At 33.5% G+C, this 10,419-nt stretch carries 11 protein-coding genes and 1 pseudogene; 4 read left to right on the top strand and 8 right to left on the bottom strand.

What is annotated here, in order from left to right:
- Positions 1 to 63 precede the first annotated feature (63 nt).
- Entirely contained in the window at positions 64 to 513 is a 450-nt protein-coding gene (locus EPJ90_RS05950) for a hypothetical protein (RefSeq protein WP_161637602.1), read from the top strand.
- Between the two features lie 28 nt (positions 514 to 541).
- Here the strand turns inward: EPJ90_RS05950 and EPJ90_RS05955 are convergent, their stop codons facing one another.
- From EPJ90_RS05955 to EPJ90_RS05965, 3 genes are read right to left on the bottom strand one after another with little or no spacing between them, the layout of a single operon-like run.
- The gene (locus EPJ90_RS05955; RefSeq protein ID WP_200542803.1) at positions 542 to 1,219 is read right to left on the bottom strand and encodes an ABC transporter ATP-binding protein; all 678 of its coding nucleotides are present in this window, start codon (positions 1,217 to 1,219) and stop codon (positions 542 to 544) included.
- Positions 1,212 to 2,810 (bottom strand): hypothetical protein, encoded by a 1,599-nt coding sequence (locus EPJ90_RS05960; protein WP_200542804.1) that lies wholly within the window; start codon positions 2,808 to 2,810, stop codon positions 1,212 to 1,214. Before EPJ90_RS05960 ends, EPJ90_RS05955 begins: the two co-directional genes overlap by 8 nt.
- A 50-nt stretch (positions 2,811 to 2,860) precedes the next feature.
- Positions 2,861 to 3,178: a hypothetical protein gene (locus tag EPJ90_RS05965; RefSeq protein WP_237558331.1), complete on the bottom strand. Its 318-nt coding sequence runs from the start codon at positions 3,176 to 3,178 to the stop codon at positions 2,861 to 2,863.
- Between the two features lie 209 nt (positions 3,179 to 3,387).
- Here EPJ90_RS05965 and EPJ90_RS05970 point away from each other — a divergent pair, with 209 nt between their 5' ends.
- The 3 genes from EPJ90_RS05970 to EPJ90_RS05980 all read left to right on the top strand — a co-directional run bounded on the left by EPJ90_RS05970 (position 3,388) and on the right by EPJ90_RS05980 (position 5,711).
- Positions 3,388 to 3,678: a co-chaperone GroES gene (locus EPJ90_RS05970; RefSeq protein WP_123171202.1), complete on the top strand. Its 291-nt coding sequence runs from the start codon at positions 3,388 to 3,390 to the stop codon at positions 3,676 to 3,678.
- A complete protein-coding gene (gene groL, locus EPJ90_RS05975) occupies positions 3,678 to 5,291 on the top strand; it encodes a chaperonin GroEL (protein ID WP_200542805.1) in 1,614 nt (537 codons plus the stop codon). The genes EPJ90_RS05970 and groL overlap by 1 nt, the downstream gene beginning before the upstream one ends.
- Positions 5,292 to 5,519: 228 nt before the next feature.
- Complete coding sequence (locus EPJ90_RS05980) at positions 5,520 to 5,711, top strand: hypothetical protein (RefSeq protein WP_200542806.1); 192 nt, start codon at positions 5,520 to 5,522, stop codon at positions 5,709 to 5,711.
- Positions 5,712 to 5,826: 115 nt separating this feature from the next.
- On the opposite strand, the gene EPJ90_RS05985 is transcribed toward EPJ90_RS05980, so the two are convergent.
- The 5 genes and pseudogenes from EPJ90_RS05985 to EPJ90_RS06005 all read right to left on the bottom strand — a co-directional run.
- On the bottom strand, positions 5,827 to 6,063 hold the full coding sequence (locus EPJ90_RS05985) for a hypothetical protein (RefSeq protein ID WP_200542807.1): 237 nt from the start codon (positions 6,061 to 6,063) through the stop codon (positions 5,827 to 5,829).
- A 617-nt stretch (positions 6,064 to 6,680) separates the two neighbouring features.
- Positions 6,681 to 7,940: an RNA-binding domain-containing protein gene (locus EPJ90_RS05990; protein WP_200542808.1), complete on the bottom strand. Its 1,260-nt coding sequence runs from the start codon at positions 7,938 to 7,940 to the stop codon at positions 6,681 to 6,683.
- 172 nt (positions 7,941 to 8,112) lie between these two features.
- On the bottom strand, positions 8,113 to 9,033 hold the full coding sequence (locus EPJ90_RS05995; RefSeq protein ID WP_200542809.1) for a DpnII family type II restriction endonuclease: 921 nt from the start codon (positions 9,031 to 9,033) through the stop codon (positions 8,113 to 8,115).
- Positions 9,034 to 9,046: 13 nt separating this feature from the next.
- Complete coding sequence (locus EPJ90_RS06000; protein WP_207106270.1) at positions 9,047 to 9,895, bottom strand: DNA adenine methylase; 849 nt, start codon at positions 9,893 to 9,895, stop codon at positions 9,047 to 9,049.
- Positions 9,896 to 10,254: 359 nt separating this feature from the next.
- Positions 10,255 to 10,419: pseudogene (locus tag EPJ90_RS06005) on the bottom strand (IS30 family transposase); the annotation flags it as partial.

A 10,419-nucleotide genomic window follows, 5' to 3' on the forward strand; every position in this document is an offset into this window, starting at 1 on the left:
AAAATTTTATTTGTCTTGTTTAACGATATGGTATGCTTAAGAAAAGCGACTAAGGGGGATGTTATGAATATCCGTACATTTCAAAAGAATTTTAAGATTAAACACGAAGAAACCATTCTGGCTTGGATTCACGATGGTCTTATTCCTGGATGCTATTTTGATAAGTCAAAACAATCATGGGTAATTCCGGATGAAGCTCGACCACCCTATACAAAAGCACGTGCTAAAAACACTTCTGCCATTTACGTAAGTATTGTAAGAGGTTGTATTGATCGATATCATGTCCTACCTCAGCTTTATCATCTTAGTCAACAAGAGTTTGATGTTTACATCCAACAACTTCTTAAAGCCAATTTAATTTCGGTTGTCTATCATGATCAGATTGCTTACTATTACGCGACACCCGAGAGCGAAGCTTTTATTGCATCCAAGAATCCGTTGCGTTACCTTGAAACACTCTTAGGTGTCGCAGTGAAAGCGGCAGCCGAAGGAACCATTAAAAGTATGTTTTAAATGAAAAAAGCCAAGGAAACTTGGCTTTTTACGTTTTAAGGACTTCTTTGAGATAACCATCTTGAAATATAAGTTGGGTTGGACATGTAACTGCAAGTGATTGTGCATGGGTAACAAGAATGATGGTGACACCTTGTTCATGAATCGCTTTAAGAATACGCATAATCATCTGCGCATTCTCAACATCCAATGCACCTGTAGGTTCATCTGCAAGGATAACCTTAGGACTTTGAATCAGTGCTCTTGCGATAGCGACGCGTTGTTTTTGCCCCCCTGATAGTTGATGTGGATATGCATTCTTTTTATCTTTGATATTTAACATTTCAAGTAATTGTAGTGCTTTTTCTTGATGTTCTTTTCGAATTCGTTTTACGGGCAGTAATACATTTTGAATCACCGTCATCGTTGGAATTAAACCAAAGTTTTGCATAATGTATCCAATGGATTGATTGCGATAGTTAGCACGTAAAGCATCATTCCAATCAAGGATGTTTTTCCCTTCAAACAAGACACTTCCCTGTGCATCTTCAATTAAACCAGCAAGGGTATTGAGAAATGTCGTTTTTCCAGAACCAGATAATCCCGTTACGGCAACAAAATCACCGCGTTTAATCTCAATATTTACATTATTTAGAGCATGTGCCTTCGCGTCATGATCTCCATACGTTTTTGAAAGTGATTTAATGGTATAAATTGTATCAGACATTTTCTCCTCCAATAATATTTAAAATTTGAATTGCCGTAATGCGTTTGGTGATAAATTGACTTAATAGGGCAACAAGTACGATTAAGATTGAAAAACCAATGCCAAGCACAGTCCACGTTAAATCGAGGGTAATGTGCATCGTAGCAATTCCAATCAACGTCGATATAAAGATAAGCCAAAATATCGATTTGAGATATGAACGGATAAGATATTGTTTCGAGTATCCCACAACTTGATATAAAGCAAAATCTAGAGAGCGATAATGAATATCTACGAATACCGCACAAATCAAGCCAAATAAGCTAAAAATCATATTAATCATTCCCACGCCGAAATAACTCGCCAACATCAACATTTTCTGATGATAGAATCCTTCTTGAATGCTTTTAATCGATGATACTTGGTACTTAAATGTTGGTTCATTTAAATCATTCCTGATGCGTTCCACCTCATCTTCTGAAAGATTCATAAAAAAGAGTTCATCGATAAAATTACTGTTGGTTAATTGGAGATGTTGATTAATGTTTGAGATATCAAAATAGGCAATTTGGTAGTCCTTAGACGAGAGTTCAGTATAGTCGCTGGGACCAAGGAATGTAAATGGCTTTTCAACAACTTCCGCAATGACATAGTTTAACCCTTCTGATTGAATTTGATCCCCTACAGTGTATCGGGAGTTACTTGTAATGATTGGTATCGTATCGGTATTCTGATACCGTTTCACGGATTCTGTATTTATGTTATTAAGTTTTAAGGTCGTTTCGTTTAGGAATATAAGATTTCCAAGTGTATTTGATGAGTGGGAATCAAGATAGAACACAATCAGATGATCGTGGTATTTTTCGTAGGTGGTAGCGAGTTTATTGAGGATATCACCACGATAGAGCTCAGGATTTTCTTCAATTTTCATGGTTTCTTGAAGCGATTCCGGATACTTAGCAGACACGGACCAAGCTGAATCTAATTGAGCATAGTTTTTATAAGGTGATACTTGCCGGTTTAAATCCTCAAAAAGAATGAGCGATACAAACAACAACATCAAAGAGGTTGAGAATTGAAATACTAAACCCACTTTCTTGGTGATATTAAGACCAACACTTTTATTTTTCCTATATGCCCTTAAACATCGCCAAAATAAAATATTGATGATCAACCCCATCACAAGAATCATGATCGTTCCAGCTATGATAATCGGCATTCCAATCGGCAATTTAAAATAGTTCAAAAAAGGGACTGACAGAAGTGATGAGAAGATAAACGTTGCGACGAGTTGCACCATATAATCTAAGGTGAAAGAGCGTAGTATTTCTGAATAAGTAAAACCTACAATACGCTTAATTTTAAGTATTTCTCTAGATACAAAAATCCAATATTCTGAAACATAAAAGAGATTCAAAACAATTGAAATGAGTACAATCGAAAATAAAACCAATAAGAACAAATTGTCTTTGATGAAATAAATGAGATTCGATAAGTTGGAAACATTATTTTTCGCTATATCACAATATTGATTGAAAAAGAACGAAGTACATACAATCATATACAGTGATAAAAGCACATGATAAATTGTCAATAATTTTTTTTTATTCATATTTAACACCCCTTATAATAACTCCCTAGTGTATTAGGGAGTTCCATCGATTAGTATGCGTTACCCCAGGTATAGCACGTTTCGTTATATCCTGAAAAAGCAACTGCATGAACCGATGTATATGGACTTGGACTGTAAGCATGTTTTTTAGTTTGCTTTGATCCTATTTTTGCTGTCGCCGACATATATGAATATTTAGGTTCATCAAAAACGGTAGTTTTTGAGTTACATGCCTTCGACAAAAAATTTGCGCCTGACCAACCGACATTTTCCCAACCTACTTTGGCGAGTGCGGTTGCCTGTGCGCCGAGAATCATCAGTCCAAATAACAGCATTGTCGATACTGTGTTCTTAACACTTCGTCGCAAAATATCCCCCCTTTCACTTTGATTTTATTCTTTGTTTAATAATTTTCAAGTCAATATGATTACATTGCAATCTTTCACGATTACTTTGTAAAGAGACCTAATAATTTAACAAATGGGGATTGACAAAATTTGAAGTCAATCCTAGAATATAGGTGTTGGCACTCGTAACAATAGAGTGCCAGAGGTCGAAATAAAGGAGGAAACGCATCATGATTAAACCATTGTATGACCGCATTTTGTTAGAAGAGATTCTTGCAGAGTCCGCTACTGCAAGCGGAATCTTATTGCCGGAATCCAAAGAGAAACCTTCTATGGCACGCGTTGTTGCTGTAGGAAACGGAACGAAAGATAAAGAAGGTAATACACTTCCCATGGATGTAAAGGTTGGGGATTGTGTCATCTATAAAAAATATGCAACAACAGATGTAACTTATCAAAACAAAGATTATTTAATTATCGACATGAAAGATGTACTTGCAATTGTGGAGGATGATAAATAATGGCTAAAGATGTACGTTATGGACAAAATTCAAGAGATTTACTCTTAAAAGGAATGGACACACTTGCTAATGCGGTTAGTGTAACACTCGGTCCTAAGGGACGTAATGTTGTTTTAGAGCGTAGTTTTGGTTCACCGCTTATCACAAATGACGGTGTAACCATCGCTAAAGAAATTGAACTTAAAAACCCTTTTGAAAACATGGGGGCAAAGTTGCTTTATGAAGTGTCCAATAAGACTAATGATGTGTCTGGAGATGGAACAACAACCGCTACATTACTTGCACAGGAAATGATTCATAAAGGATTAGTGCATGTTGATCGTGGCGCAAATCCCGTATTAATGCGTCTTGGTATTGAAAAAGCATCGCGGGCAATTGCTGACTACCTGCTTGAAAACAGCAGTAAAATAGAGACAAGCAGCGATATCGCAAACGTTGCCTCAATCAGTGCTGGTAGCGAAGAAATCGGAGCAATCATTGCGGAAGCAATGAAGAAAGTTGGAAATGATGGTGTCATTACAGTAGATGAATCCAATACATTTGAGACTGAATTAGAAGTTGTGGAAGGACTTCAATATGACAAAGGTTATATTTCTCCTTATATGGTTTCAGATCGTGAGACAATGGAAATTGAGATGGAAAACCCTTATATCTTGGTTACAGATCATAAAATCTCAACAATCCAAGAAATCCTTCCCCTCTTAGAACAAATTGTTCAACAAAATAAACCATTCTTTATTATTGCTGAGGATATTGACAATGATGTTGTCTCAACACTTGTAGTCAATAAACTCCGTGGCACCTTCAATGTAGCTGCAACAAAAGCACCAGGATTTGGAGACAATCAAAAAATGATGCTTGAAGACATTGCGATTGCGACAGGCGCTACATTCATCAGTAAAGAACTTGGAATGAACATCAAAGAAACTGAAATCGAAAAACTTGGAACGGCTTCAAAAGTAGTCATCCGCAAGGACGAAACAACCTTAATTGGTGGAGCAGGAACCAAAGAGGCCATTGAAGAACGTGCAAGCGAAATTCGTTCTCAAATAAACAATGTAAGCAGCGACTTTGATAAGAAAAAACTTGAGGAACGTCTTGCGAAACTTACAAATGGTGTTGCTGTCATTAAAGTTGGAGCAGCAACTGAATCCGAAATGAAAGAGAAAAAGCTACGCATTGAAGATGCACTCAACGCAACCAAAGCTGCGGTTGCAGAAGGTGTCGTGCTTGGTGGTGGATATGCACTTGCTCGCGCCTACATGGATTTAAAAGATAACCTTAATTCAGAAAATCAAGACGAAAATAGAGGTATTAAAACCGTCTTTGAATCAATCCTAAAACCATTATGGCAAATAGCTGAAAATGCTGGATTTGATGGAGATGAAATCGTAACAAAACAACTTGAATCAGAGTTGAATATTGGATTTAACGCAAAATCAGGACAATGGGAAAACCTACAAGAATCAGGAATCCTTGATCCTACACGCGTAACACGCAATGCATTACTCAACGCTGCATCGATCGCATCCCTATTCCTTACAACAGAAGCTGCAGTTGCATCGTCAGTTGAAGAGAAACAAATCTCACCTGAAATGCCCCCAATGTATTAACAAATAAAAAATGGAAGCCCATAAAGGGCTTCCTTTCTTCATCTATAGACTTCCTATAAAATCAATAATTTGAAATAGTATCTATCATAAGTGGTCAGTACTAGAGGATATCTTATGTTAGAGTTTTTAAAAAGAGGTAAATGCTATGAAGTTTGAGAATAAAAAAAGAAATAACTAACGAAGATTTAATTGTCTTCTTTCCACGGAGAACGGTAAAAGAACAAAATTATGAAATTTGGCGATGTTAATAGAGTTATACTCCTCACAGACTATGAACAGAGAGTTGTCGATCCTGATTACATTGGTAAAATAGAATTGCTGATTTATGATCTAGATGAGGAGTTTGAATACAAGTATTATATCTTTGATGATTTACTGAGTGAGACGGTTGATTGCTATATTGAGAATTTGAAGGTCTAACGACTAAAAAGAACTATCTCCTAAATTGGGATAGTTCTTTTTGGTCTAGTCTAAATTGACCTACTATAAATTACATCTGAAGAGGTTCTAATTGTTAAAATGTGTTAGATTGGCACTAATGCCTGTTTGATTTTCTGAATAATAAAACGCCAATCCCTGAAATTAAGAAGCCAACAGCTATCAAACTAATTCTCGCGATTAGATCTACCATTTCTAAATTACCTTGTATATTTAAGACTCTGTAAAAAATAACATCTGTAATAATAAAGCTACCTAAGGTACTTCCTCCGAAACCAGCAAGAGCAAAACCTAGAAATATTAAAAGAAATGAAATTGATTTTTTTTCAGTCATGAATTTCCCCTCCAACTTATTATTAACCTTTTCTTAGTGTAATAAATCTATTTCTATTATTCACTTCCAAACCGAAAGATTTATCGTGAGTACTTATAGGAATTGTAATGAACAAATTTGGACTTTTACACAGATACAAATTAATAGATGTTTAAGAACTTGAAAATTCAATATCAGAAAATGTTTTAGGAATGTATACTAACTAAGATCATATATATAACAACTATAAACTTTCTAACAAGTGTTTCATATATTAAAAAACTATGGTTATTCTTATTGTATTTCTTGCCAATTTGAATAACGTTCATATCTCGACAACCTATGATAACCTCATTAAAAATTGAATATATCCTAGATTTTAGTTTGTTAGATAACTAATTATGACAGACACATGCCTATTTTTCGAAAAGAATGTTACTTTGTTAAAAAATTTCTCTTTTTTTCTCAAGCTAGTTTCTAACTTTACCTACGAGTTCTTCCATCATTTTAAGGTCACCATTGCTTGAAATGTAGCATAGTATAACAGTCGATTATGGAAATCTTAGTTGTTAAATAGTAAAATAAATTCGTACTATTTGGAGCTATAAGATTAATTGCACGATAAGAGAGTTTATACCTTATCTAGCTTTATATTTAGTTCCTCTTCCGGAACCAAACTTAATAACATATCCTTTTTCGATTAACCCTTTTAGTAAATTCAAAACTTTGTCTTTACCGAAACCCGTCAATTTAGAGATTTCACTACTTGATAATATGAATCCATTTTCTAGTCGGCCAAAAACCTGTTCTTCATCAAATGTTAAATTATCCACTTTATTCTGAGTTGGTAAAATAGTAATTACACTATTCTCACAAACATCAAAATTAGGTTTATTTTTGATATTGTAATATGCCTTCTTAATTCTTAATATTCCTGTTCCAAACTTTTCTATAATATCAAGCCTAAAAAAAATATTCGCAATTATCGGATTTTTAAGCATCGATATATAGCCACTAATATATTCCTCCTTTGTAAGACCCGTAGGTAATCCTCCAGGTGAATAGATTTCTATCTTATCATCATACATAGCTATTCGAATATGAGAATTGGTGTCCCAACTTCTATGAACGAAAGCATTCGCCACTGTTTCTCGAAATGCTTCTAAGGGGATTAGAAATATTGTTTCTCTTTTCATTCCCACTATTTTCTCAATTTTATAATATCGAGAAAAGATTTCCTCTACTTCTTTTAACTGCTTCAAAATTGAGATATTAGATATCGTTTCTCTATACTGAATCTCGTCAATGCTACTTCCAAATTTAATTATATCAAGTCCGGGAAAATTATTGTTGTCAGCTAGCAAAGATGCTGCATTATTGTAGGTTGAGTTCTTGTTTATTAATCCTAAGGTTCTTAAGATATCAATTTCTTTGGAATCTTTTGAAATTGATAACTGTTCATCTAACTCATGTAGTAAATAGTTAAATGTTAAATCTTGCTCTTTAGCCGGAAGTTCTTCAAAATATAAATTCTCACCTACTAATACTAACCTCCTCAATTCAATCTGATCGACCTCAATGGTAGAAGTTCCATTTCTTTTATATGCTTTACCTTTATATAAATATGGCTTAAATAGTCCTTCCTTAACCTCAAGTGTAATTACATTTGTTCTTCTATCAATACTAAATAAAAAATCTGGTTTAGGCTTTATTGAGTCATTGATTGAATTTTCAATATCCATACAGGATTTATCTGGATCTACAAGACCAACCGATTCCCCTGCATCAGTGACTCCAAAAAGAATACTTCCTCCACCATAATTAGCAAAAGCAACAACCGTTTTTAAAAAAGTTTTACTAACTATTTCTTTAAACTCTAGCGTTTTACTTTCTTTCATAATTATCACCTCTTATTTATTATAACACAAAACCGACGTAAATATTTACGTCGGTTTTGTGTCGGTTACGTCGTATATTTGATAGGCTACATTTCAATAAACATTTTTAAGCATATCCATTGACCAAATTTCTATTTCGCTAGAAAGCACTAAAAATTATTCTAAAAATTAATTATCCAAGATACTCATCTAAGTATCCATCTTCAATCATTTTATAATTAAATACTTTTCCAATATATTGCATCGCTTCAAGTAAGTGAGATTTATCACTATCCCACCCTCTTCCATCAGTAATATATATAAACTCATGATTCGTACGTGAAAATCTTTCATGCAAATCTTGAAACTCAGTAGCAGAAGCTTTAGATTTTGATCCAGAAGAGTTAAAATTATTAACTTCAAAAAGATAAAGTTTTTGTCTCGATGGATTAAAAAGAGAACCATCAAATCTTCTATTTGAAAATTCGCTACCTACTTCGATTCCATAGTGCTCTTTAATTGCGGCGGCAGATGTTTGATCTAAAGTCAGCCATCCTTTGTTGGTAGCTATCTCTCTTAACACAACTGATAAGAATTCTTCTCCACTCCTACCACTTCTATTCTTTCTACCATTACTATCCATTCCTGCTTCTACACCAATTGAATAATCATGGATTGATTTATTTAACCCTTGTGATAAAGCCCAAATAAGCCCAGAATCATTCACAAACTTAAGATACTTACTTAAATTTTCAACCTGAATATTTCCAAAATCTAAAGAGTATTCACCATGAGAATCTTGAACTTTCAAGATCCTATTTTTTATACCACTTGCCTTGTCAAACTTGTCCTCTCTTATTCCCAATAGATATGGGATGAACATTAACAATTCCGCTTCTTCTTTAAAGAACGCCTCTATTTCGTCCCTCTCTTTGCCCACCAAATAATCAAACATATATAATTTGGGAATATCATATTTAGAAAAGTTCTTCTTTACATTTTCAAAATTAACCCAATATGAAGCTAATTGACTTAGTTCTGATCTTGTCTCCATAAAGTAAGTTAGTTTATCTTCAGCAGAGAGATTTAGATACTCAAATACTGTGTACCGCATATTCTACCTCCTTTTATAATATATTAGTGATTAAAACTTCTTCGATTAATCCTCTTTTATCACCTCTACTATTTATTGATCTTGTTGCATCAACAGTTAAAATTGTAAACCCTTCTATTTCGGAATACAATTCATAGATTTTTTCTGAGCAAGAATTTGATTGTATAAATTTAACACCTTTTTTATGAAGTCTAACACACTCATCGCGTAAAACAATTTGCTCATTCAATCCGAACCCGTTATCGGTATATCCAGTGAAGGAAGAAGAAAAAGATATCGGCATATATGGTGGATCTAAATATACAAAATGATTTGAATCAACTGTTTCTAGAACTTTACGATAATCACCCGATAATATATTCACATCATTTTCATTAAAGTATTCGGAAACTGCATTTATCGTAATTTCATTTATTATATTAGGATTTTTATAACGTCCGAACGGAGAATTGAACTGTCCTGACGAATTAACTCTGTATAAACCATTATAGCAAGTTTTATTAAGATATATAATCCTCGCTGCCTTTTCCACAGAGTTAAGTTTATTGTAATCTTCGCTTCTATCTAGAGATCTGATTTTATAATAGTAGCTTTCCGAATTGTTTTCTTTATGAATTAATAATTGATTTAACAATTGAGTTGGATTTTCTTTTATTACCTTATATACATTCATTAGTTCTTCATTATAATCATTAATGATTGAGCTCTCAGGTTGAAGTTCAAATAAAATTGCTCCTCCTCCAACAAACGGTTCAACATATATTTTATTTTCAATATCTATTAGTGGAACAATTTTATCAATCAACTGTCTTTTGCCACCTACCCATTTTAATACGGGCTTGACATGCTTATTTTTTGCCAAGAATATCACCTCAAATCTAGATATTAGTATACCATATCACGATTGTTTTTTCTCTCTAATTAATGATTATCTAACATAATCGAAAATTGCTTTTTTTTAGAAAATACTTTAAAAATAATGAATTCTTCAACATTGAAGTTCAAATCAAAGAGTTTATTATTTTTTCACATATGACAGTGACAATACTATTTTTCAATTTATTATGATCAATCATTAAGTTAAGAATAATTTTTTACGTAATCTTATCTACTATTAGATAAACTACACTCTAGTTAAAATATACTTACTAGAAATACGATAATTTAAGAAAACGCAAAAAAGTTTAAGTCTATATATAATATACCATTGCAAAGTCTGGATCAAATCTCAACCGCACCACTTTTACTTTTATTAAAGCCTATCTCATAGGCCGTTTTGAAGTCAAATATTTTTCGCGGCATTGAGTTAATTTTGAAGCAAATATCATCAAGATATTGTTGCGCTATATCATACATTGATTTTCCTTTTGGTATAAACCTTCTCAC

This window comes from Erysipelothrix sp. strain 2 (EsS2-7-Brazil), from assembly GCF_016617655.1.
Classification (GTDB): domain Bacteria; phylum Bacillota_I; class Bacilli_A; order Erysipelotrichales; family Erysipelotrichaceae; genus Erysipelothrix; species Erysipelothrix piscisicarius.

What these genes read in the sequence shown, in the direction of transcription:
- EPJ90_RS05995 (WP_200542809.1), bottom strand. Translation starts at nt 9,033, where the DNA reads ATGCGGTACACAGTATTTGAGTATCTAAATCTCTCTGCTGAAGATAAA.
- EPJ90_RS05970 (WP_123171202.1), top strand. Translation starts at nt 3,388, where the DNA reads ATGATTAAACCATTGTATGACCGCATTTTGTTAGAAGAGATTCTTGCA.
- EPJ90_RS05960 (WP_200542804.1), bottom strand. Translation starts at nt 2,810, where the DNA reads ATGAATAAAAAAAAATTATTGACAATTTATCATGTGCTTTTATCACTG.
- groL (WP_200542805.1), top strand. Translation starts at nt 3,678, where the DNA reads ATGGCTAAAGATGTACGTTATGGACAAAATTCAAGAGATTTACTCTTA.
- EPJ90_RS05950 (WP_161637602.1), top strand. Translation starts at nt 64, where the DNA reads ATGAATATCCGTACATTTCAAAAGAATTTTAAGATTAAACACGAAGAA.
- EPJ90_RS05990 (WP_200542808.1), bottom strand. Translation starts at nt 7,940, where the DNA reads ATGAAAGAAAGTAAAACGCTAGAGTTTAAAGAAATAGTTAGTAAAACT.
- EPJ90_RS05985 (WP_200542807.1), bottom strand. Translation starts at nt 6,063, where the DNA reads ATGACTGAAAAAAAATCAATTTCATTTCTTTTAATATTTCTAGGTTTT.
- EPJ90_RS05980 (WP_200542806.1), top strand. Translation starts at nt 5,520, where the DNA reads ATGAAATTTGGCGATGTTAATAGAGTTATACTCCTCACAGACTATGAA.
- EPJ90_RS05955 (WP_200542803.1), bottom strand. Translation starts at nt 1,219, where the DNA reads ATGTCTGATACAATTTATACCATTAAATCACTTTCAAAAACGTATGGA.